At 47.5% G+C, this 23,502-nt stretch carries 21 protein-coding genes and 1 pseudogene; 15 read left to right on the top strand and 7 right to left on the bottom strand.

The genetic code is table 11. The features are described 5' to 3' along the window. Nucleotides 1-43: 43 nt before the first annotated feature. From groL to QRD89_RS02310, 9 genes and pseudogenes are all read left to right on the top strand, one after another. The gene (gene groL, locus QRD89_RS02270) at nucleotides 44-1,675 is read left to right on the top strand and encodes a chaperonin GroEL (protein ID WP_026578832.1); all 1,632 of its coding nucleotides are present in this window, start codon (nucleotides 44-46) and stop codon (nucleotides 1,673-1,675) included. 134 nt (nucleotides 1,676-1,809) lie between these two features. Further along, the gene (locus QRD89_RS02275) at nucleotides 1,810-1,968 is read left to right on the top strand and encodes a hypothetical protein (RefSeq protein ID WP_286096208.1); all 159 of its coding nucleotides are present in this window, start codon (nucleotides 1,810-1,812) and stop codon (nucleotides 1,966-1,968) included. Between the two features lie 140 nt (nucleotides 1,969-2,108). Further along, nucleotides 2,109-2,339 (top strand): annotated as a pseudogene (locus QRD89_RS02280) (type I restriction endonuclease); the annotation flags it as partial. Between the two features lie 118 nt (nucleotides 2,340-2,457). Then, nucleotides 2,458-2,859, top strand: a complete 402-nt coding sequence (locus QRD89_RS02285) for a DUF6941 family protein (protein ID WP_286096209.1) — start codon at nucleotides 2,458-2,460, stop codon at nucleotides 2,857-2,859. Continuing rightward, a complete protein-coding gene (locus tag QRD89_RS02290; protein WP_286096210.1) occupies nucleotides 2,859-3,362 on the top strand; it encodes a hypothetical protein in 504 nt (167 codons plus the stop codon). The genes QRD89_RS02285 and QRD89_RS02290 overlap by 1 nt, the downstream gene beginning before the upstream one ends. Before the next feature lie 15 nt (nucleotides 3,363-3,377). After that, nucleotides 3,378-3,989, top strand: coding sequence for a hypothetical protein (locus tag QRD89_RS02295; protein ID WP_286096211.1), 612 nt, complete (start codon nucleotides 3,378-3,380; stop codon nucleotides 3,987-3,989). 384 nt (nucleotides 3,990-4,373) lie between these two features. Then, nucleotides 4,374-5,087 (top strand): Ltp family lipoprotein, encoded by a 714-nt coding sequence (locus QRD89_RS02300; protein ID WP_286096212.1) that lies wholly within the window; start codon nucleotides 4,374-4,376, stop codon nucleotides 5,085-5,087. A 150-nt stretch (nucleotides 5,088-5,237) separates the two neighbouring features. After that, nucleotides 5,238-5,804 carry a hypothetical protein gene (locus QRD89_RS02305; RefSeq protein WP_286096213.1) on the top strand — a complete coding sequence of 189 codons (567 nt, stop codon included), beginning with the start codon at nucleotides 5,238-5,240 and terminating at the stop codon, nucleotides 5,802-5,804. 22 nt (nucleotides 5,805-5,826) lie between these two features. Then, nucleotides 5,827-6,117: a hypothetical protein gene (locus QRD89_RS02310; RefSeq protein ID WP_286096214.1), complete on the top strand. Its 291-nt coding sequence runs from the start codon at nucleotides 5,827-5,829 to the stop codon at nucleotides 6,115-6,117. A 170-nt stretch (nucleotides 6,118-6,287) separates the two neighbouring features. Here the strand turns inward: QRD89_RS02310 and QRD89_RS02315 are convergent, their stop codons facing one another. From QRD89_RS02315 to QRD89_RS02325, 3 genes are read right to left on the bottom strand one after another with little or no spacing between them, the layout of a single operon-like run. Then, nucleotides 6,288-7,562, bottom strand: a complete 1,275-nt coding sequence (locus tag QRD89_RS02315) for a metal-dependent hydrolase family protein (protein ID WP_286096215.1) — start codon at nucleotides 7,560-7,562, stop codon at nucleotides 6,288-6,290. 16 nt (nucleotides 7,563-7,578) lie between these two features. After that, nucleotides 7,579-8,778 carry a hypothetical protein gene (locus tag QRD89_RS02320; RefSeq protein ID WP_286096216.1) on the bottom strand — a complete coding sequence of 400 codons (1,200 nt, stop codon included), beginning with the start codon at nucleotides 8,776-8,778 and terminating at the stop codon, nucleotides 7,579-7,581. Nucleotides 8,779-8,818: 40 nt separating this feature from the next. After that, nucleotides 8,819-10,027, bottom strand: coding sequence for a M20 metallopeptidase family protein (locus QRD89_RS02325; RefSeq protein WP_286096217.1), 1,209 nt, complete (start codon nucleotides 10,025-10,027; stop codon nucleotides 8,819-8,821). A gap of 258 nt (nucleotides 10,028-10,285) precedes the next feature. Here QRD89_RS02325 and QRD89_RS02330 point away from each other — a divergent pair, with 258 nt between their 5' ends. The 3 genes from QRD89_RS02330 (at nucleotide 10,286) to QRD89_RS02340 (ending at nucleotide 13,112) form a co-directional block, all read left to right on the top strand. Next, nucleotides 10,286-11,233, top strand: coding sequence for a LysR family transcriptional regulator (locus tag QRD89_RS02330; protein ID WP_286096218.1), 948 nt, complete (start codon nucleotides 10,286-10,288; stop codon nucleotides 11,231-11,233). A 196-nt stretch (nucleotides 11,234-11,429) separates the two neighbouring features. Beyond that, nucleotides 11,430-12,257 carry a phytanoyl-CoA dioxygenase family protein gene (locus QRD89_RS02335; RefSeq protein WP_286096219.1) on the top strand — a complete coding sequence of 276 codons (828 nt, stop codon included), beginning with the start codon at nucleotides 11,430-11,432 and terminating at the stop codon, nucleotides 12,255-12,257. A 69-nt stretch (nucleotides 12,258-12,326) separates the two neighbouring features. Continuing rightward, a complete protein-coding gene (locus QRD89_RS02340; RefSeq protein WP_286096220.1) occupies nucleotides 12,327-13,112 on the top strand; it encodes a sugar phosphate isomerase/epimerase family protein in 786 nt (261 codons plus the stop codon). A 1-nt stretch (nucleotide 13,113) separates the two neighbouring features. On the opposite strand, the gene QRD89_RS02345 is transcribed toward QRD89_RS02340, so the two are convergent. The 3 genes from QRD89_RS02345 to cudC all read right to left on the bottom strand — a co-directional run bounded on the left by QRD89_RS02345 (nucleotide 13,114) and on the right by cudC (nucleotide 16,307). Further along, complete coding sequence (locus tag QRD89_RS02345; RefSeq protein WP_286096221.1) at nucleotides 13,114-14,145, bottom strand: AraC family transcriptional regulator; 1,032 nt, start codon at nucleotides 14,143-14,145, stop codon at nucleotides 13,114-13,116. A gap of 24 nt (nucleotides 14,146-14,169) precedes the next feature. Next, nucleotides 14,170-15,498, bottom strand: coding sequence for an Nramp family divalent metal transporter (locus QRD89_RS02350; RefSeq protein ID WP_286096222.1), 1,329 nt, complete (start codon nucleotides 15,496-15,498; stop codon nucleotides 14,170-14,172). Between the two features lie 257 nt (nucleotides 15,499-15,755). Then, nucleotides 15,756-16,307, bottom strand: coding sequence for a choline uptake/conversion transcriptional regulator CudC (gene cudC / locus QRD89_RS02355; RefSeq protein ID WP_286096223.1), 552 nt, complete (start codon nucleotides 16,305-16,307; stop codon nucleotides 15,756-15,758). A 286-nt stretch (nucleotides 16,308-16,593) separates the two neighbouring features. On the opposite strand from cudC, the gene betB reads away from it, so the two are divergent. The 3 genes from betB to QRD89_RS02370 all read left to right on the top strand — a co-directional run bounded on the left by betB (nucleotide 16,594) and on the right by QRD89_RS02370 (nucleotide 20,810). After that, nucleotides 16,594-18,072 (top strand): betaine-aldehyde dehydrogenase, encoded by a 1,479-nt coding sequence (gene betB / locus QRD89_RS02360; protein ID WP_286096224.1) that lies wholly within the window; start codon nucleotides 16,594-16,596, stop codon nucleotides 18,070-18,072. A 121-nt stretch (nucleotides 18,073-18,193) separates the two neighbouring features. After that, the gene (gene betA, locus QRD89_RS02365) at nucleotides 18,194-19,873 is read left to right on the top strand and encodes a choline dehydrogenase (protein WP_008638953.1); all 1,680 of its coding nucleotides are present in this window, start codon (nucleotides 18,194-18,196) and stop codon (nucleotides 19,871-19,873) included. Nucleotides 19,874-20,009: 136 nt separating this feature from the next. Continuing rightward, nucleotides 20,010-20,810 (top strand): metallophosphoesterase family protein, encoded by an 801-nt coding sequence (locus QRD89_RS02370; protein ID WP_286096225.1) that lies wholly within the window; start codon nucleotides 20,010-20,012, stop codon nucleotides 20,808-20,810. A gap of 49 nt (nucleotides 20,811-20,859) precedes the next feature. On the opposite strand, the gene QRD89_RS02375 is transcribed toward QRD89_RS02370, so the two are convergent. Then, nucleotides 20,860-23,394 carry a BMQ_0737 family morphogenetic spore coat protein gene (locus QRD89_RS02375; RefSeq protein ID WP_286096226.1) on the bottom strand — a complete coding sequence of 845 codons (2,535 nt, stop codon included), beginning with the start codon at nucleotides 23,392-23,394 and terminating at the stop codon, nucleotides 20,860-20,862. Nucleotides 23,395-23,502: the final 108 nt, after the last annotated feature.

Below are 23,502 nucleotides of genomic sequence, written 5' to 3' on the forward strand. Positions count from 1 at the left end.
TAAATACTTAGAAATACGATTTTAATGAGGAGGGCATTTTTAAATGGCTAAAGAAATCAAATTTAGTGAAGACGCACGACGCTCCATGCTTCGTGGTGTTGATACATTAGCAGATGCTGTAAAAGTAACACTCGGACCAAAAGGACGTAACGTCGTTTTGGATAAAAAATACGGTTCTCCACTGATCACGAACGATGGTGTGACTATCGCGAAAGAAATCGAATTGGAAGACCAGTTCGAAAACATGGGAGCACAGCTCGTTTCTGAAGTAGCTTCCAAAACAAACGATGTAGCCGGGGACGGTACGACTACAGCGACGGTTCTTGCACAAGCGATGATCCGCGAAGGACTGAAGAACGTCACTTCCGGTGCGAACCCAGTAGGAATCCGCCGCGGAATTGAACAAGCAACAGCTGTTGCTACAGAAGAACTTCGCAAAATCTCCAAGCCGATCGAAGGCCGCGAGTCTATCGCACAGGTAGCGAGCATCTCTGCTGCCGACAACGAAGTAGGCCAGCTGATTGCTGAAGCGATGGAACGCGTTGGTAACGACGGTGTCATCACGATCGAAGAATCTAAAGGATTCAACACGGAGCTTGAAGTGGTGGAGGGTATGCAGTTCGACCGCGGATACGCTTCTCCATACATGGTCACAGACCAAGACAAGATGGAAGCGGTTCTTGAAGATCCGTACATCTTGATTACAGATAAGAAAATCAACAACATCCAGGAAGTTCTTCCTGTCCTTGAGCAGGTCGTCCAGCAGTCCAAGCCACTTCTATTGATCTCTGAAGACGTAGAAGGCGAAGCACTTGCGACGATCGTCGTCAACAAACTACGCGGTACATTCAACGCTGTAGCTGTCAAAGCTCCAGGATTCGGTGACCGTCGTAAAGCGATGCTTGAAGATATCGCAACACTTACAGGCGGCCAAGTGATCACAGAAGACCTTGGACTTGATCTGAAGAATACAACAATCGACCAGCTTGGACGCGCGTCCAAAGCCGTCATCACAAAAGAAAACACTACTATCGTCGAAGGTGCCGGCAATCCAGAGCAGATCTCTGCCCGCGTTGCACAAATCCGTGCCCAGTCAGAAGAAACAACTTCTGAATTCGACAAAGAAAAACTGCAAGAGCGCCTTGCTAAACTTTCCGGCGGCGTAGCTGTCATCAAAGTAGGAGCAGCTACAGAAACAGAATTGAAAGAGCGTAAACTACGTATCGAAGACGCCCTTAACTCTACACGAGCAGCTGTAGAAGAAGGTATCGTTGCCGGTGGTGGTACAGCTCTAGTCAACATCATCAACTCTGTCAAAGGCCTTGAGCTTTCCGACGATGAAGCGACTGGTGCAAGCATCGTCCTTCGCGCCTTGGAAGAGCCGGTCCGCCAAATCGCTCACAACGCCGGTCTGGAAGGATCCATCATCGTTGAACGTCTGAAAGGCGAAGACGTAGGCGTAGGATTCAACGCAGCAACAGGCGAATGGGTAAACATGGTCGAACAAGGTATCGTCGACCCAACGAAAGTAACGCGTTCTGCGCTTCAAAACGCAGCTTCCGTAGCCGCTATGTTCTTGACAACAGAAGCGGTAGTCGCAGACATTCCTGAAGAGAATGCTGGCGGCGGCATGCCTGATATGGGCGGCATGGGCGGAATGGGCGGCATGATGTAAGGTCTTTCCTTACACACCCGCTTACGAAGCATTATGATTAATGAATTATAAGAAAAGCTACTTCCTTGAGAAAAGGAAGTAGCTTTTTTTGTTTTCTGTAGGATATTTGAATTAACAAAGCAGGTGGGGGGTGCATGTATTTCTTGGAATGCGTGAACAAAAATACTCTACTCACCCCTTCTCATAAGAAAACAAAGAAGCGGAGATTAAATACAGAATCTAATTACGATGAGGAAGAAATGGAAGAACTCATGAACATCAGTGAGGGAGCTGGGGATCATGGCGAAGACTAAACGACCCTACAAACAGAAATCACCGGAAAAGGTCAAAGAGGAGATCAATCGACTGACAGAGGGGATGGAAAAAAGTATTACTAATCACTTTCATTCTCCTGAACAAATGAAAGAGTATCTAGACTTTATGGGGAAGTTCATTGAATGGATTACCTCTGGTTGTGATGGAACTGAAGAATCAGTTGACCGGTCAGACGGTGGAAAATTCCATGAATCAATTCCGAAAAGATCGGGACCCAAAAGAGCTTTTGTTTCAGTTTAAGAAACGCGAGGTAGTGTTCTTTGCTGTGGATACGGATGAGGTGTACATGACAACCCAACTGAATAAAGGGATCACCTTCTTTCTCCCTTTTAACCGAGGAAATGATGGTTGCGCTAAAAACGTTTAAAAATACCTCTAAAAAGGTTATAATTAATTAAAGGAAGTAACACCTATCTAGAGAATTTATAATATACGGTGAGAGAAGTAGTGTAGGAGGGAAGGGAAAATTGGCAAAGGTATCTTCATTTGTATATTGCGACAGAGCCGAATTTGATGAGTCACATCCAAAGCCGAAGATTAATGAATTATTAGACATAATTCGACCTAATTCATTACCTGGGAATTTTTCCTTTTCAATTGTTTTTGGGTTAATTGGCTTAGATAGAAATCAAGAAATCAGGATTGTATTTAAAGGTCCTGATGGTGAGATATTGTTGGACACAGAGATGTCAAAGCTTCACTTCGAATTTAATCCAAAGCATCCATTGAAACATCAAGGTGTTTATATAGCAATGGATATTAGGAATGTAGATATTCCTGTTGAAGGTATTTATGAAACGGAACTTTATGAACCAAAAGGGCAAATAGGAAATTTCCCTATTCCGGCATTTAAGAGAGGTGATGAATAATGGTAGCTCCAGAGATGCAGACTAATGGTGATTTCACAGTTTATTCTCCGAAAAGTTCAATCAGTAATAAAGTCGTGGCTCAATATTTTATAAAGGTTGGCTTAATAGCCTGTATGGCATCTGGTACAACTGCCGTTGCGAATCATGCTCCTGCTTTTTCTAATACTCTACAGGGAACGAAGATGTATCCAAAGAGACATGAGAAAGTTATCATGAGATCTACCCCTATGTCATACAGTGGTACTACAGGCTTTTATAATATTGCCGTTAGCCCGATTACGGAAGGGGCTCTACCTATGGATGACAAGCGAGAAATGGATTTCTCCACAGTCGAAGATGCTGTCGAGTACGCTTATTATTCTTTTACACCAAAAGAAAGCTTTGAGTTGCAAGGTAGTGAATCGTACGATAATAAATTAAAAATGAATTTCCGGGATAAAAGTTTTTCTGAGGTTGAAGAAAGTAATTATAAGATAAAACCTAAGAAAACTTTTGATATTTAAGGGGGTTCATTAATATTGGGGTTTCAGTGGTATGAAGTTGTAGAGAATTCGAAAGATGTAACGCAAGGAGATATAATTTTAGATTGTCCAGTGTCTATTCTCGAAGAGCATGATGAATATCCTTATTTTAAAAAAAGAGGCGCGATAATTGATGTCATAGTCATGACTCAAGCTTGCGATCTGGAAAACGATGAGCCTAAGGTTGATGAAATCACTCTTTGTCCAATAGAACCTGTGAAAAATTATCTGAAGGCCAGAATGGAACAACACTATGAGGCTGAAGGTGTGGAAGATTTTGATTTTGAAGATTTAAAAACCAAGGGTCAAAGGAAAAAGAAAGTTTCACTCTTTGATAAGTTAAGAAAAGGGGAAACGCTGGATTACTATCTATTAAACTCATTTTTTGAGAGTGATTTTAGTTTTACGTATCATATAGTAGGGCTTAGAGATAGTTACAGAATTCCTGTGAACTCAATCAATAAAATTGTGAAAGAAAAGCCGGGGAATCGTTTGCGTTTGCTGCCGCCATACAGGGAACACTTGGCTCACAATTTTGCTTTCAATTTTTCAAGGATTGGTTTGCCGATTGATATAAAAGCAGAAAATGAAGAGATTTATGAGATATAGAGGTACCACGTCAAAAGGTGGTGCCTTTTTATATTGATTGCGTGACATACTATTTCTCATGAGTGTTTAAGGGGCATTATATAAGGTATCTTAATTGATTACTACAAAATCTTCTAATTACTATTATTTGAGGTATTAATATACTCTATTTAAATGGGGGAAACCATGGGCGGCATGATGTAACCTTTCCTCCAACCCTTGGTTGAAAAGGTGTTATTCATATAACCTTTCTATGGCCGATTAAAATAAAACACAAGAATTATAACCTGTCCCCAGAAGTGCCTTGAACTTCTGGGGACTTTTCCTTTAATTTTCTTAATGACGTAAGCATATATATCCATAGTAGTATTTGTGTTTCATTTCTTATTGGGGGGAGATGGATCAGTGGATACGTTTTTAGTACTTTTAATGTTAGCTGCTTTAGCCGGTGTGGTATTCTTTGTTGTCTTGGCATTGGCAGGCAAAGGGAGCAGACGCGGTAATTTCGCCAAATCGGGCGGCTGCCTTTTGGCAGTATTAGTCCTGGTGTTTGTTGTTGGATCCATGGAGGAAGATTCTCCTGTTTCTGAAGATGCAGCAGTGGATACTTCTGAAGAGGATACGGAGGCGGAAGATAAGGCGGAGCAGGAAGAGCTAGAGGCTGAGGAAGCTGAAGAACAAAAGCAGGAAGAGCAGGAGGCCAGGGAAGCAGAAGAACAGGCCCAGAAAGAACAGGAAGCGAAGGAGGCTGAAGAGCAAGCCAGGAAAGAAGAGGAGGAACGAAAGGCTGAAGAGGAGCGTAAAGCTGCAGAAGCGGAAGAAAACAGCTTAACTCTTTCTCAGGAACAGGCGATTTCCATGGCGGAAGACTACCTTAATTACACGGCCTTTTCCAAGTCTGGATTGATGGAACAGTTAGTGTTTGAGGGGTTCAGCCAGGAGGAAGCTGCTTTTGCTGTGGAGAATATTACGGTGGATTGGCAGGAGCAGGCTGTTATGATGGCGCAGGATTATCTTGACTACACCTCTTTTTCAAGACAGGGGTTGATCGATCAATTAACGTTTGAAGGATTCAGCACGGAGCATGCCACATATGCTGTAAGCCAAGTGGGTTTTTAGGGTATGAAACTTCTTTACTGAAATTCTTATCACACATAGTTTGCGGATCAATAAATTATATTTTAAAAAGCCTGACATGAGTCTGCTTATCTCATATCAGGCTTTTTTTGATAAGTAGTTGTAAACGCTAAGCTAGAAAATGGAACGTCCTTGACACTGAGAAAGCAAGCGAATGAATATGAGGAACAAAAACGTGAAGATGAATTATGGGAGCAATACGTAGCCATTGATGGTATTTTAGAGAACTTAGAAGAAGAAGATAAACAAACATTTCTAAACGGTTTGTTTGATCCGAACTTTGATAAAGAAGAATTTAAAGAGGATATTATACTGGCCAAGGACAAGGAAGAAATTGCAGAATTGAATAAGATGTTTGAAGTTCTTGGGTCTTCTGTACAATTTTCATCAGACGTTGAATCAGTTAAAGTGGAAAAACAAGGGGAGCTTGTTGCCTCTAAATCAACAGGAACTTCTGAAGTTGTTTCGCTTGGATTCTGGGGAGGCGTTTGGGATGCAACTAAATGCACAGCGTCTATTGCCGTTGTATTTGTTCCAAGTGCAAAAGCATATCGAGCTATTAAAGCGCTTGGAGGCGTCAAGAACACTGTGAAATTATTGGCTGGAGCATCCAATGTGGATGATTGGTTAACTATCGGTGGAGGAGCAGCAGCTGAAATTTTTGGCATTGCAGGCGTTAAAAGATACTGCTTTGGCTAACCAAAGGTAGGTGATATCTCGTATGGCTACTAATTCTTTTCAAAGAGAAAACGGCATTTTAAATCCTATTAGTAATGGGTTTATGTCAGTCATAGTCTATGGAATGATTTTCGTTTCGTTAATGATTGCATTTAACGGTCCCATTACATTTGAAACACTTTTTATTCCGGCTTTCTTTATTTACACTGTGGTGAGAGTATGCGAATATTTAATTGTGAAGAAAAAGAATAGCACACCAAGTTGGCTTGCCATGGGAGCGTTCGGTTTAGCGGTATTAACAGCTACTGGCATGACAATGTTTTTACTAAGTTAATTTTGAAAATGATATTTTAGTTTTTAACCTTTTACTCTATCGTCCTGTCAGTGGCGTTAGTGTAGGAGGTTCTTTATTGTCTAAGCAAATAATGTCGGTATTAACGGAAAGAAAAAGCCTGTCACGAGTCTGTTGAACTCCTGCCAGGCTTTTTTTCTCTATCAATTATGTCATAAAGAACTGTACGTCAAGCTCTCCGTACCCACAGACAACAAATTCTTCTCGATCACCCCGTCCTTGATAACCGTGACAATCGCATCCGGGTCTTCAAGCGATCTGATATCTTCCAGTGGGTTGTGCTTCGTAATGATCAGGTCTGCGAGTTTCCCTGATTCTATCGTTCCAAGCTTGTCGTCCCATCCCATACATTCGGCTGCGACTTTTGTGGAGGCGGTAATGGCTTCCATTGGCGTCATGCCGATGTCGCACATCAAGCCGAGTTCTCTCAGGTTGGTGCCGTGGGCCATGACGCCGGCGTCGGTGCCCATCGCTATTTTCACGCCTGCTTGATAGGCTTTGGCGATGCTTTCTTTATGGATGTCGATGACTTCTTTGGCTTTCTGGACGGCGAAATCGGGCATGTCATCGTTCTGTTCACTGGCTTCCAGGACGGAAACGGGAGCTAACAGGGTCGGTACGAGGTAGGTGCCGTTCTCGAGCATCAGTTCGATGGCTTCGTCATCAAGGAAGATGCCGTGTTCGATCGAGTGGATACCGGCTTTGACGGCGTTTTTGATTCCTTCTGCCCCTTGGGCGTGAGCCATGACTTTCACGCCTTTGCGATAGGTGGCTTCTTGGACGATGATCGCCAGTTCTTCTTCGGAGAACTGGGTGAATTCGGGATGGTCGGTGGGACTCATCACTCCTCCGGTGGCGTGGACTTTAATGACGTCGGCGCCTGCCCGCAGCATTTCTCTCACCTTTTTCCGGACTTGTTCGGGGCCGTCGCAGATGCCGCTCGGGAGACCCGGGTAGCTCTTCGGTGTGGCGTCGATGCCGGAGTGTCTCCAGGAGTCGCCGTGGCCGCCGGTAATGGTGAGGGGATTGATGCTGACCTGCATTCTTGGACCTGCGACGAGGCCTTGTTCGACGGCTGTTTTCACTCCGACGTCGGTGAATCCGGCATCGCGGATCGTTGTTACTCCGGCGTCGAGCGTTCGTTTCATGTAGTGGATCGCTTGGTAGAATTTCAAGGTGAACGGTTCGTTGAGGCTCTCTCCGATGTCCTTCAACTCCATGACCATATGCACGTGTGTATCAATCAGGCCGGGGAGGATATAGCCTTGATCGGCATCAATGACCTCGACCTCAATATCTTCCGGCAGGTGGATGTCGCTGCCGACGGCTTCGATTTTCGTCCCGTTGATGAGAACCACTGCATCGGGGATGGGCTCGGCACCCGTACCGTCAAGGAGGGTGCCGTTTTTGATTAGTTTGTAGCTCACATGTATCTCTCCTTCATCAGATGGTTTGGACAAGAATGCTGGCGATAATGACGGACCCGATCGTTACGGAGGTGAATCCGCCGATCAGCATCGGGGGCAGAATCTCGTTGAGGATGGCTTCTTCTTCTTCCTTCGTCCTGCCGATGCTCCGGCTGACCTCTTCACATATGAGGTAATCACCGGGGAAGCCGTACATAGCAGTCAAGGTGACGGATATGCCTTTGGCAGGGTCCCATTTGAAAATTTTCGACCCGATGGTTCCGCCGACGATCAGACCGATGGTTCCGACGACAATGATGGTGGCGACAGCCGGAAGGACGGCTGTGATATCAGCGATCGTGATGCCGACCAAGGAACCGGTCACGATGAAGATCAAGCCGAGCATCGCGATGCTGAATCCGTTGGCTTTTTCCAATACTTTGGCAGGGTAGATGCCGAGGTAGGCGCCTGCGATCCCGATCACTAATCCGAACAAGCTGTAGCTGATGCCGGTCAGGCTCTCCAATCCTACTGCGATGGCTCCTCCGACGAAGACTAAGAACAGAAGGATGAAGCTTGATTGCTGGTAGCGTTCAGGAATGAGCTGCCTTTTCGGTTTCTCTTCCGATTGTTCCTCGTCCAATAGACTGGCAGGAGGGAGCGCTTCCGCTGCTGTAGCGGCAGCCGTCATCGTGCGGCCTTCCATGGCCGTGCGGATTTTTAAGCCGTGCTTTCTTAAGAGGATGGACGTCAGCGGCATCCCGACCAACCCTTGAAGCGTCAGTACGATGATAGGAATGGCTAACAAGGAGACCAAGCCTGCTTTTTGCAGCGCTTCGGCCGTGACCAGGTAGGCAATCAGCCCGCCTGTCAATGGACCGGCTCCGGCGACGCCTGTGCTGTAGCCGAAGATCGGCGGGACGATCAACAGGATGAAGGCGACGGAGAATACTAAGCCGATCAGCGTGATGAGTACGGCTTTATACTGGCTTTTCATCACTTTCATAGGGATCAACGTTCCCATATGAACGAGCAGGGCCGGCTGTAGAACGGCGCCGACAATAGCGAAGGTGGACGCTTCGATAATATTGGTTGGAAGGACGCCTGTCTGAATTAAGACGAAAAATCCGATCATCACGACTAATAACGTCGGGATTTTTGCCCTGGAGCGTATGGAAACGACTTCGCCGACTGTAATGATAGCCAGAATGATTAAGGTTGCTGTTACCGGACTCATAGAATACCCCTCTCTAGGTTAAGGTGCTTAGGATTTTGGATCAGGCTTTGGTCAGTAACGTCTTTTGGCTGTCCTTGGTGAGTATTTTCTTCGAGAGGCTTATTAATAAGCGAAGCCCGTCTTCCAGTGCATCTTCATCTACAGAAAATTTAGGGTGGTGATGGGGGTAGACGATGTCTTTCTCTACATTACCTGCGCCGACGGGGATGAAGCATCCCGGGGCCTCGGTCAAATATGCCGAGAAATCTTCTCCGCCCATGATGGAGCCCGTCTTCTGCAGCCAGTTTTCTCCGAACTGTTCCACGATGGTTTCTTCGACGGTCTTCGTTAAGGATTCGTCGTTGATGACCGAAGAATATCCATAATGGTAATCCAATTCATAGTCGCCTCCATGAGCGTCTGTGATGCCGCGGGCAATCCGTTCAATCAGTTGGACCGCATTCTCCCGGACCTCTTTGTCGAACGATCGAACGGATCCGCCGATTTCCACATGTCCGGGGATGACGTTTTTGGCGATTCCTGCTTTTAATGTGGTGGTGGATACGACGAGCTTCTCTGACGGGGAAGTGTTTCTCGAAACGATGTGCTGAAGGTTGTTGATGACTTGTGCTCCCATCACGATAGGATCGATGGAATTCTCAGGCTGGGACGAATGGCCGCCTTTGCCGATGATTTTCAAATCGAAGGTGTCGGAGTTGGATGTAACGGGACCATAACCGATGCCGAATTTCCCTCGTGGAAGTGTAGAGGCAAGGTGCAGGCCGACGATAAGATCTACACCATCCATCACACCGGCACGGACAAGTTCCTGTGCACCGCCGGGCGGAAGCTCTTCGGCATGCTGGAAGATGAACTTGATGTCCCCGCTGAGTTCGTCTTTCTGGCCGCTTAGTATTTTCGCTGCACCGAGAAGCATGGCGGTATGGCCGTCATGTCCGCAGGCATGCATGACGCCGTCCACGGTGGAACGGAAATCGGCATCGTTCTCTTCCTGGATCGGCAAAGCATCCATATCTGCCCGGAGCCCCAGCGTACGGCCGGGGTATTTGCCTTTCAATCTGGCAACGACACTCGTTTTTGTCGGTCTGCTGACCTCCAGTCCCCCGAAGGATTGCAGCGTATCGTAGACAAATTGCGAGGTGTTTACTTCCTCGAACGATAATTCCGGATACTCATGGAAGTGCCTTCTCCAAGTAATGACCTGTTCTTTCATGTCACCGATCAACTTCTCGTCGTGTGGATTCGTCAATGTAATTCCTCCTTCTATTTAATGAAGCGAATGTATGCAGGCCAGCGTCTCTATCGACATCTTTTTCTATAAAAAAATCGTAGCACGCCGGGGGTGGGAGGAAGTAATAGATAATTTTTATACCTTGCCTCTCGTGCACAGGGAAAGGGCGGAGCGGGGATATAGATTTTTTTAATATCTTGGTGGGAGAGCTTGTGCAGGATAGGAACTTAGGCTATTATATATAGAATATTCTGAAATATTTAAGGGGGATATTGAATGGATTTTGAGGGATTAGAGTCGTTTTTGTCCGTGGCCAAAACAAAGAGCATTTCCAAAGCAGCGAATCTATTACATATTACCCAGCCTACGTTAAGTACGAGAATCCGCAAATTAGAAGAAGAGCTCGGCTTTGTTCTGCTTACTAGAAGCTGGGAGGGAGTCACCTTGTCCAAGGAAGGGTACCATTTCCTGCCGAATGCCGTGCAGCTGCTTCAGGAACTGAGTAATGCTTCTTTCCGCTTGACCGGTGCCGATGCGACCCAGCATAACTATTCCTTCAAAACGATATCCAACGATCCGAAGGTCTTTCGAATCGGAATGAACATATGGCTGGCGCCGATTTTCACCGAGCAGATCATTACAGAGATGGCGCTGAGTTTTCCTGACATCGAATACCGGTTCGTGACGCGGCCGACGAATATATTGAAGGATCTGATGGAGTATGAATGCACGCACGTGAATATCTTCTATCAGAACGAGAAGGAGACACCGTTTACGAGTACGCCTATCTATGAAGATGAAATGGTTCTCGTTTGTTCGAAGAAGGATTATGCAGCGATCAAGGGGGACCCGAAGAATGTAGGGCTCCTGAATAAACCGTATTTGGTTTTTGATAATCCGGTTCTTGCCAATAATATACGTTTTATTACCAGCGCGATCAGCCACTTGGACGTTCATCGATTTCAGGAAGTAGATGACTTGAATATCCTTGCTTCCTGCATATCCAAAGGCATCGGCTACTCTATTCTCCCTGCATCGATCTTCCAGCATTATTTTTCGCAGAGTTATGCAGCTTCCACCCAAATGGTCCCGTTCTCCGGCAGTCTATGGACGCTTCCTATTCATCTGGAATACAATTCCGATCCCGATGCTCTCTTCAAAGGTCCTATCCAATCGATTCAAAACAATCTGCTCCAGTTCTTTAATAAAGTGAACGTCAGTTAAGCCATCGTTTCATGTTTTCTTCTATCTCGTAATCTTTCAGTCCCGGCGGAAGGGATAAGACGACTTCCGCCGGGACTTTTTTTGTTGATTAATAAAACATCAAGAATGAGCACTTTTTACCTTAATTATCTTAAACAATGCTCCGGGTATTCTTCTTAAAATAAGGGTGTAGCAAATATAAAGGAGGAAACAGAAAATGAATGGTGGAATATCTTCGTTACCTGATTTGGAAAATGAGTTCCCGTTGTCCGCGCAGCTTGTGGAAGAGTACCAGGAGAAGGGGCATGTGTGTATTCGAAACCTGGCCGCACAGGAGGAGATTCGGACGTACAGGAACGTAATCAAAGATGCGGTACAGGATTATGCCAAGCAGGCCGCCCCGTTAGAAGAAAGGGATACTTTCGGTAAGGCCTTCCTGCAGGTCATGAATCTATGGGAAAAGTCGAAGGAAGTAGAGAAATTCGTAATGGCGGAGCGGTTCGGTAAGGTTGCGGCCGACCTGTTAGGGGTAGAAGGAGTTCGGATCTATCATGATCAGGCCCTTTATAAAGAGCCGGGCGGCGGTCACACTCCGTGGCACCAGGACCAGACATTCTGGCCTTTGGATACAACCAACACCATCACCATGTGGATGCCTCTGGTGGATATAAGCGAAGAGATGGGATCGTTATCCTTCGCTTCCAAGTCCCAGTTGGAGGGATATGTTAGTAAACTGGGAATCTCGGATGACTCCCATGCCACTTTAGGCCGGCGTATTGAGGAGAAAGCCTATGACATTGTGACGCACGGGGCAATGAAGGCGGGGGACGCGACCTTCCATAATGGGTGGACGCTCCACAGTGCGCCGGGGAACCCGACCGATCAAACACGGGAAGTGATGACGGTCATCTACGTAGCCGACGGGGCGCAGGTCTCCGCCATCGATACCGCCGCAAGGAAAAAAGATCAGCAGCAGTGGCTGCCGGGACTTGGCGAAGGGGACTTGGTAGACAGTCGGTTGAACCCGATAGTTTATCAGAAATAAGTATAGGTAGAAAAAGGGAAGCGGCTCGACGGGGTCGTTTCTTTTTTTGAAGAAAAAGGGGTGTTCAGGATGAAAGTGAAACCGATCAAATCGTTATGGGGGATGACGGGCTCCCTGGAGGAACAAGTGAGGAAAATTGCCGAGAGTGGCTACCAGGGAATAGAGGCCCCCTTGCCGTCCAAGAAGAATGCGGCCTTATTTAAAGACCTGCTGCATTCTTATGAGCTGGATTACGTGGCTCAAATCTTCGCAGAAACAAAAGAATCGTTCCAAGCGCAGGCCGCGGCCTGTGTGGAATTCGCTCCCTTACTCGTCAATGCGCAGAGCGGGCGCGACGATATGGGTGAACGGGAACAGTTCGATTTTTTCACGGAAGCGGTTCGAGTAGAGAAGGAGCTCGGTCTTATTGTCGGGCACGAAACGCATCGCAGCAGGCCTCTGTTTACACCTTGGACGACCGAAAAGCTGTTGAACACTATAGAGGATTTGAAGATCACGGCTGATTTCAGTCACTGGGTGTGTGTGACAGAGTCCTTGTTGGAGAGATACGGGAAGGCTGTTCAAACGGCATGTGAACGAACGATCCATGTGCATTCGCGGGTAGGGTATGCGCAGGGCCCGCAGGTACCGGACCCCCGGGACAGTCATTATCAAATGGAACTCCACTCTCATTTGGGGTGGTGGAAGCGCGTGGCGGAGGAGAGGAAGAAGGAAGGCCATCGGTTTACTACCTTTACACCGGAATACGGGCCTTCGCCTTACATGCAAACGCTGCCTTATACTCAAGCGCCTGCTGCAGATCTCTGGGACGTATGCCTATGGATGAAATCCTTCGTAGAGAAGGAGCTCGAATAAATTAAGGCTGTTTGTCGGAATGGTCTGTCCGGTATTTTCTTGGTGTCGTGCCGATCCCTTTTCGGAACAGCGTGTGGAAATAAGACAGGCTCTTAAATCCGCATATGTCGGCAATGTAAGAAATGGAGTAGTCCGTTGTTTTTAATAATTCCTTCGCCTTTATCAAACGTTTCAAGTTTATATACTGAGGAAGGGTGAATCCGGTCGTTTTTTTGAACGTGCGGCTGAAATGTTCCGGTGTGACGAGTGCTTCTTTGGCCAGCTTCTCCAGGGTGAGCTGCTCTTTCCACATCGTTTCGTCGATAAACAAAAGGACTTCGTTCATCCATGATTCCCTTCTCGAAGAAGTTGTGGAAGCCTCGGGTGGAAGCAGCTCCTTCGATTCACGGTTCAGGATCAGTAAAATCCAGTGCAGATAGAGCTGAAGGGCGTGTTTCGAGCCCTTGCCTTTCCATTCTTTCTTTTCCTCGTCCATCTGTTCAAGGAAGGATTCTATTTCTTTGAAACCTGCCTGGGGAAGACGGCTGGTAAACCCATTCTTAAGGAATGGATCGAAATAGGAAAAGGATTCATTCAGTTCTTTCGAGTGGATCAGGGTCGGTTTAAATAGAAGCACCGAACAAAGGAAGGGCTCCTTTTGATCAGGGATCGCTTTATGTATAATTTCCCCGGAAATATGAAAAATCTGTCCTTTTTCCATTGGATAGACGTGCTTATCAATGAAAAAGTGTCCACGGCCCTCGTGAACGACGACAAGCTCATACCAATCGTGAAAATGAAAAGAAACGAGAGGATCCTCTGTGTTGCCTGCGATCCTGTACATATAGACGAAAGGGAACAGGGGGTCATAAGCATGCTTTTCTAAAACAGCTTCCAATGTATAATACCTCCGTTGAAAAAGATCGACCACGGTTGTGCAGATGGAACGGTTCTTAGACTTCAGTATATCATTATCGGAGCCGGAGTTTTGGTGCAGTCGCTCCAAGTACGTATCCAGAGAAAATGCCCTGCCGTCTTCGCTTCGGCAGGGCATTTCTTTATAGGGCTAATCCTCCATTTAAATCAATCCGGTAACACTTAAGAGCACTCGCAGCGTAAGGAAGCAGACGATCAGCATGACGATCCCGTACATAATGTTCTGTCCCCGCGTATTGAGGTGGCTGCCTAAAACGCCCGGCTTGTTGCAGATATACCAGATCGAACCGACGATCATAGGCAGAAGCAGCCCGTTCAATGCCTGTGCTCCCATAATCAATTGGATCGGCATTTGACCGAAAGCCATGACAACCACAATCGGTGTGATGCCCGCAATCAGCATAAGCGCGCGGTTCGTAGATGTTCTTGTGTCTTCCGATTTTCCGAACGCCTGACCGTATAAGGCAGGTTGGACGGAGATGTTGAAAAGTCCGGAAGAAAACCCGGCGGCCCATAACCCTAACGAGAAAAGGACACCTGCGTATTGACCGAGAAGGGGGGTCAATTGATAAGCCATGTCTGCAGCGCTCGTGATCTCGGTGCCTGTGCCGTAAATGGCCGTTCCGGCGCAAATCAGGATGGAGATCGAGATGATCGCTGCGATGCTGAGGTTCGTCCGTAAGTCAAAGTGGGCGAGCTTCAGCTGTGCTGCTTTGGAAAGGGTCTGCTCCTCTTTATATTTGTTCTTAATAAATGCGGACAGCCCGAGAGCGGTATTGGGTGGCAGGGTCGTTGCGATCAGCGCCAGCACGAGCCAGTAATTCTGATCCGGAACCTGGAAGGAGAATCCGGTGGTGACCAATGCTCCGAGGTCGGGACCGGAAAGGAATACGGTCAGAACAAAGGAAAGGACCATAAGTCCGATGAAGACGCGGTTGATATTTTCGAGTAACCGGTAAATGCCGATCCAGGATACGACGATGGCGGAGACGGCAAGAATGGCGACCCATGTCAGGATGGAGATGGAGGGGAGGAAGAAGTTCAGTGCCAGTGCCGCTCCGGTGAAGTTACCGGCCTGGAAAGCGATCGCTCCGAGCAGCAGGGCGAAATAAATCGTGCCGGACCACCATTTCCCCATATAGAGACGGATTCCATCCATAGCGGACATTTTCGTTTTGATGGTGAACTTAACGACCGGTTTCTGAAAGTAGTAGGCCGTCAAGCAGGCGATGATAAGAATCCACATCGCTTGGAAGCCGTAGCTTGCTCCGGCGATGGAGACGGTCGTAACCGTTCCGGGGCCGACGATGCACGCAGCGACGATCAGGGCAGGACCGAGCGATTTGATTCTTTCCCTCCAACCAACAGGGGGTTCTTGGAGTTGTTTGGATTGCGTCTGTCTTTTATGTATTTCTGCTTCGTTTCGAATGGCTATTCCTCCTATGTATGCAATGTAACCATAGTTAACCATAAATGTTCTGAAAATTCAGTTTTGTTGTCAGGTTATCTTACGTATTATTTTTACCCAGGTTTCCATAGGCCGGGAAACAGCAGTTTACAATAAGAAGGAATCAAATAAAGCCTGGAGCACATTGAGATGTGCTCCAGGCTTTATTTGTAAAAATAATACTGTTTAGATGCCATAGCTGATGGGTATAAATTTTACGTACAAAAGGAACATTAATACAGCCAAAGAGCCTGTATGAAGCGTTTCTGTCCGGTCTATACTTAATCTCTCTGCTCTTTCGGTAAGAAATCGAAGATCTTACCGCTCCTGATCCTCTCGACCAAGTCATCCAGCCAGTGGTAATAGGTTTTTGATTCTTCCAATTGATCGTAGTATTTCTTTGCTTTCGCCACATCGTCCTGCGTGCTTTTGGCGTCTTTCATGACATCGATGAAATCTTCTTGTGCTTCTGCTATTGCAGCCAGGTTCGTTTTCACTTCCCGTTCCCACATTTGACAGTAAAACGCCATAAAGGAACGGAAGAAATTCTTTTCTGCTATATAGGTGTGTTTTCTGGATCCGCGTGTAAATGTTTTTTTGACCATTTCGATTTCCTGGAGTTTGCGGACGCTGGTACTCATGCTCGGTTTGCTCATGCCCAGTTCTGTACGCATTTCATCAAGCGTCATTTGATCTTCAAAGTACATGGTCGCATAAAGGTTCGCGGCAGCCGGGGTCACCCCGTACGTATCCATCGTCTCTGCAATGGCGCCTATGACTTTATCTTTGGCTTCTTCTATTTTGTCATTTGGGTTTACTTTAGATTCACTCATAGGGTCGCTCCTTCAGATGAAAAGTAAATCGTGTTAAATTTTTTTCAAATCTTCTTAACGAACTTCATAATAACTCGTTTGGAGAGAATGTCAAATATAATTGTAACTTTCAGGAAGTTGACCTGTCCAATTTTTCGCATAAGAGAAGGATTCCAGGAGTTATCTTCGAAGAAAGCACATTTGATGCCGAAATACGTTTGACATGATTTTTTTCTCGTGTTAGTGTTAAAAACGTTAAATAAATTCTTAACAAAGTTAATCTACTTCAAAGGTGGAGTTGATAAAAATGGATCTTAAATTACAAATGCAGCATTATATTAACGGGAAATGGGTAGGCGCGGATTCCGAGAAGACGCGTGACATCATTAACCCATATAACCAGGAAGTAATCGCGACCGTACCGGAAGGCGATGAAACCGAAGCAAAAGAAGCGATCGCAGCAGCGAGAGCAGCGTTCGATCAAGGGGACTGGGCGACTACTCCTTCTACAGAGCGTGGAGCAATCGTACGTAAGATTGCGGAACTTATTGAAAGAGATAAGGAAGAACTTGCTTACCTTGAGTCTCTGGACACAGGTAAAACAGTAGAAGAAAGCCGCGGAGATATGGACGACATCGCAGGCGTGTTCCGTTATTATGCAGAGATTGCAGATAAGGACGGCGGCGAAATCATCCCTTCTCCAATTCCGAACTCTGTCAGCAGAGTTGTACATGAACCAGTCGGTGTTTGTGGTCAAATCACTCCTTGGAACTATCCTCTGTTACAAGCTTCATGGAAACTTGCTCCGGCACTAGTTACCGGAAACACGCTTGTTATGAAGCCGAGTGAGATCACACCACTTACAACGATCAAGACGTTCCAATTGATGGAGGAAGCGGGAGTGCCTGCAGGTGTTGTCAACCTTGTCCTTGGTGCAGGAGATACCATCGGGGCGGAGCTTTCCAGCAGCGAAGACGTTGATCTTATTTCCTTCACAGGAGGAATCGTGACAGGTAAGAAGATCATGCAGGCGGCAAGCTCCAACGTGAAGAAGCTGGCACTTGAGCTTGGCGGTAAGAACCCGAACATCATCTTCGCCGACGCTGATTTCGAATTGGCTGTCGATCAGGCGTTGAACGGCGTATTCTTCCACGCAGGCCAGATCTGCTCTGCAGGTACACGTTTGATCGTGGAAGAAAGCATTCATGATGACTTCGTTCAGGCACTGGTTGACCGTGTGAACAACTTCAAACTCGGCAGCGGATTTGATGAAGATACACAAATGGGGCCGCTGATTTCTGCGGAGCACCTTGCGAAAGTAGAGAAGTATGTAGAAGCAGGAATCAAAGAAGGTGCGACTCTTGCTGCCGGTGGTAAACGTCCGGAAGATCCGGAACTGCAGAAAGGATTCTTCTATCTGCCTACGATCTTCACAGATTGTACGACAGACATGACCGTGGTACAGGAAGAAGCATTCGGACCTGTCATCACTGTTGAGAAATTCAGCACAGAAGAAGAAGCTGTTAAACTTTCCAATGATTCTATTTATGGTCTTGCCGGCGGTGTGTTCACGAATGACATCGTAAAAGCCGAGCGCTGTGCTGCTAAGATGCGCATGGGTACGGTTTGGATCAATGAATTCAACCTTTACTTCCCACACGCACCATGGGGTGGATTTAAGCAGTCCGGTATCGGTCGTGAACTTGGTAAACTTGGGCTTGAAGAATACACAGAAACAAAACACATTTTCCAAAACCTTAAACCGGAACAAATCAACTGGTTTTAATTCCGAGCAGCTATCCGGTTAAGGAAGACACTCTTGTAAATTACTTTTTTTAAATAGAAGGAGGAGGGAGCAGGATGGACCTGCATCCCTCCATCCTAATCATCACCAAGGAGGAACAGATATGACAGAAGCATATGATATTGTAATTGTTGGTGGCGGTAGTGCGGGTTCCGTACTGGGTAACCGTCTAAGTGCAGATGGAACTAAAAATGTACTCGTTCTTGAGGCTGGACGCAGTGACTATAACTGGGACCTTTTGATCCAAATGCCAGCTGCCCTGCCGTTCCCTGCAGGTAAGAGCCTTTATGACTGGAAATATGAATCAGACCCTGAACCACACATGAACGGTCGTCGCATCAAGCACGCCCGCGGTAAAGTACTGGGTGGATCCAGCTCCATCAACGGTATGATCTACCAACGTGGTAACCCGATGGACTACGAGCGCTGGGGCGCTGATGAAGGTATGGAGAACTGGGATTGGAAACACTGCCTGCCATACTTCAAACGTCTGGAAAATGCTCTAGGATCACCGGATGATGAACTTCGCGGCCACGACGGTCCAATTAAATTGGAGCGCGGACCAGCTAAAAACCCTCTATTCCAAGCCTTCTTTAACTCAGCTGTAGAAGCTGGTTATAACAAAACTCCAGATGTAAACGGCTTCCGTCAAGAAGGATTCGGACCGTTCGATAAGCACGTGTACAAAGGACAGCGTCTATCTGCTTCCCGCGCTTATCTACACCCTGTAATGGACCGCGAGAACCTTACAGTTAAGACTCGTGCATTCGTTACAAGCATCGACTTCGATGGTACGAAGGCGAAAGGATTGACGTATAAGCGTAACGGTAAGATGCATACGGTCAAAGCAGGAGAAATCGTGCTTGCCGGTGGTGCGATCAATACACCACAACTGCTTCAACTTTCCGGTGTCGGTGATGCGGAACACCTGAAGTCTCTCGGCATTAAGCCGGTCGTAGACCTTCCTGGTGTCGGTGAAAACCTTCAGGACCACTTGGAAGTGTACGTACAGCACGCTTGCCCGGTTCCTGTTTCTGAACAGCCGAACCTTGATATCAAGAAGTTCCCATGGATCGGTCTTCAGTGGATGCTTGGACGCACAGGTCCAGCTGCGACGAACCACTTCGAAGGTGGCGGATTCGTACGTTCCAACGACGAAGTCGACTATCCGAACTTGATGTTCCACTTCCTGCCGGTTGCCGTACGTTACGACGGACAAAAAGCACCGACAGATCACGGTTTCCAAGTCCACATCGGACCAATGTACTCCGATGCACGTGGTTCCTTGAAGATCCGTTCCAAAGATCCGAAAGAACACCCAAGCATGGTGTACAACTACCTTTCTACAGAACAAGATAAGCGTGAGTGGATCGAAGCGATCCGCATCACTCGTGAAATCATGCAGCAACCTGCTATGAAGAAATACAATGCCGGAGAAATCTCTCCAGGACCAACTGTCACATCTGATGAAGAAATCCTGGATTGGGTACGTGAAGATGCGGAAACGGCCCTTCACCCGTCTTGTACGGCGAAAATGGGACCAGCTTCCGATCCGATGGCCGTTGTTGACCCGAACACAATGAAAGTTCACGGTCTTGATAACGTACGCGTTGTCGATGCATCTGCTATGCCTTACGTAACCAACGGTAACATCCACGCTCCAGTATTGATGCTGGCTGAAAAAGCTGCGGACCTTATCCTTGGCCGTAAGCCGCTTGATCCAATCGATGCTGACTTCTATCGTCACGGTGTACACCCTGCCGATGCTGGTACAGTAGAATAAATACTTTATGAAAGAAGGTCTCTTCGGAGGCCTTCTTTTTTATGGGGAAAAAGTGTTCAGATCATTGTGTTTACATAATCTTACTTCCCGGCAAATATAATGGAGGTAGGTCCTATACGGAAAATGGAGGTTGTCCATGAGGAAAACAATCGCTGTGCTTGCAGATATTCACGGGAATTTGGAGGCGCTGGAGGCTGTATTTGCAGACATGGAGCAGCACGCGGACGTTACGGAAATCTTCTGCCTGGGCGATTTGATCGGCATTGGTCCACATCCGAATGAAGTGCTGGCCTGTATCTGTGCAAGAGAGAACGTCCAGGTCGTAAGTGGAAATCATGAAGAAGCGGTGCTGGCTCTGATCCATGGAGAGGCGTATCCGAAGCGGAGTGAGACCATCAGGGCTCATCACGAATGGGTGGCAGCATCCCTGGATGACGCCTACATCCCTTGGCTCACCGCCCTACCAAGGCAGCTCACGCTGGAACGGGAAGGGGTCAACATCCTTCTTCAGCATTATCATATGAAGGAAACGAGACGGGAATTCCCTATATGGCGGAATCCTTTTGAACCGGTGGACTATCATCCGACCGCCCGGAAGCTGGACGATTTTTATGAGGAGGTGGAAGGCAGCTGGGATATTGTCTGTTTCGGGCATCATCATCCGGTGCATCTTTTTCAAACGGAGAAGCGGATGTATTTGAATCCGGGGGCGCTTGGTTGTTACCATAAGCCGCTGGCGCGTTATGCACTTATTCATTTGGGGGAAGGGCAGGCATCAGTCGAGCTGAGAGAAATACCATATGATAAAGGAAGGGTTGTAGAAGCGCTCTACCGTTTAGATGTGCCGAAGCGGGATTTCATTGTCCAGACGTTTCTAAGCAGCAAGCCGCCTGCTGCCTATGTATCTTCTTATGGTGGGAATATAGAAAAAGGATGAACGTATTTAATGTTCATCCTTTTTTTCATTATTTAACAGTTCTTTTTTCTTAAATAGGAATAATGGTATTATCAACTAAATCAAAGGCTGTGAGCGACATTCCGAATGGGATGCCGATGGTAGTGAAACCAACAGGCGCATCGGGAGAAACGGTATCGAAGGCTCTTCCCCACGGCAAGGCGACTGCCAACGTATTACGTACCACTTGGATCTGTCCTGCGGTAGGAGCAGTGGTGCCTCCATCCCTATAGTCGACATACACGGCTAAACGTTGGGTGTTCGGATTAGTAATGTTATTTTCTTCAATAAGAATCGTATCAATACCCGGGAAGTTGAATGGATAGAAAATGATGGAGCTTCCCGCGCGGTCCAGGTGGTTAATCGTATTTCTGCGGACAAAGATAGAAACGTTGGTAAAAGCCGAGTTTTCAAAGAAGACGAACTGGCTGTGCCGCTCCATGGTGTTATCATCCACTAAAAAGGTTCCGCTGAACTCATCCGTCGGAGTATTCGGCTGGAAGCGGATAGCGGCAAGACTGGTCGCTCCACCGATGAAGGAGTTCCCTGAGATTGTCGTAGTACCCAACGCTCCACGTATTTCCAGGGACTGCTCATCACCTGTGTGGGTGATGGTATTGTTCTCCAACGTGAAATCATCGACGTTTACGATCAGCGTCCGTTCCCCGCCGGTCAAGTTGGAATCCCGGATGACAATGCCGCTGTAATAGTCGCCGACGCCTTGCGCAGGAATTCGGATTAACGTTTCATCAGGAGCCACATCGCTGAACGTTCGAGTGAAGCTGAGGTTCTCCAGTGTAATCGCATCTGCCTGCAGGAAAACGGCTGTTTCAGCGGTAAAGGGTGCTGGGAAGTCTACGAGCGTACTGCCTGCGGAAAAGCCGCGGATGGTCAACGGTTTATCAATGGTAAGCGCAGCCGTCTGGGTGTAGGTTCCAGGTGTAACGATCAACGTATCTCCGTCGTTCGCATCTGCAACGGCGACGGCGATCAAGTCATAGAACGTCTGTTGATTCACATTGTAAATGCGGCCTGCTTGAATGCTGCAGGTAATTCCTGCAGGGAGAGGCACAGCGTCCACCGGGCAAGGTAGACATTCTTCGGATGTCCTATTCAATGTGAGGCTGCACGTTTGGCTTCCGCAAATCAGCGTTTCTGCACAAGGTTCCTCACAAGGGAAACAAATTAAATCGCCTTCTTCCAGACCTCCGCAATCCCCTTCTATAAGTCCGACCGCATACACGCAGGAAGGTACACCGCAGAAGAAGCCTTCGGGGAGGGTCACTGCATTAGGAGGACAGAATACACATGTTTCCTCCGTTCTATTCAGTACAAGTGTGCAAACGCCGTTGGTACATTGCAGCACTTCCTCACACGGCTCCTCACAAGGGAAACAAAGTACGTCTCCGACCACGATTTCTGTGCAGTCTCCTTCGACCTCTGTCACTTCATAGACGCAGGAAAGGACAGGTACTTCACAAGCGAACCCTGCAGGAAGCGGGACGGCATCCAGTGGACAGACGGTACATGTTTCGTCTGTTAAGGATAAGATCAGTGTGCAATCCCCGTTCGAGCATTGCAGGATATCCTCGCAGGCTGCCTCGCATGGCAGGCAGATCAAATCCCCGACAACAAGGTCTCCGCAATCGCCGTCCGCTTCTGTCACTACATAAATACACGAAAGGCCGGGTACTTCACAAGCGAATCCTGCCGGGAGGGTTACAGCTTCCGGTGGACAAGTCACACATCCATCATCGGTCAGTTCAAGCAGCAGGGAGCAAACCCCGTTCGAGCATTGCAGCGTTTGGGGACAAGGGGTTTCACATGGATAACAGATGGTGTCCCCGACGACGATTCCTCCACAATCCCCTTCCGTATCTGTCACGGTATAAAGGCAGAACACCGGCGGGAAGAGGACGGTGAATTCCGCGTCCACTCTGCTTCTGATCCAATCATAAACGCTGTTCGTGCGGATGCAGAGGTTCTCCTCCTGTTGAGGTTGTATTTCCACGCAGCTCGACTGAAGGGTCGGAAACGTTTCTGGTTCCGGATCCGTCTCTTCTTCGCCGAAGACGGCAGGGCACTGCCTTGGACGGACAGGGGGGAGGCACGTGCGCTCCACTTCCTGCTGTCTCGGATTGCAGAAACCTGCCTCTAAGTCTACAACGACAGAAGCGACGGACTGCACATCCTGGCAGAGATCGATGGTGATGGTCACCTCTGTTCCTTCCTCGCTTGTCGAAACCGTACAAATCCGGCAGCCTGCTTCTGCGGCCCGGACTTCAATGTCGGTTCCTGTAGGCGCACACAAGTAGTAGCTTTCACAAATCGTAAAGTCGGTAGAATCCGTCGTTCCCGTTTCCAAAAGGACGGTCACGGTCCCTGTGATGCGTATGTTTACGCGTTGAAGGACCAGCTGGGTGCCATCCGGGAGTGTGAACACTCTTTCTTCTCTTCCGCCGGGCTGGGGGATTTCTACATAATTCAAATCAGTCACCATACAGGAAGGTCCTTCCTCTGCTTGCTGCCGCAGGGACGCCCTGTATCGGCTTACTCTTCGTACCATGTCGTTCCTCCTTTTATCATCTATATAGATATCGATATAGTATCCATATGCGGAGTTGGATAGGGTGGGGAGGGCGTCTGGTAAAATGGGTGAAAGGAATGAGAATAG

Source organism: Halobacillus sp. ACCC02827 (genome assembly GCF_030291935.1).
Taxonomy (GTDB): domain Bacteria; phylum Bacillota; class Bacilli; order Bacillales; family Halobacillaceae; genus Halobacillus.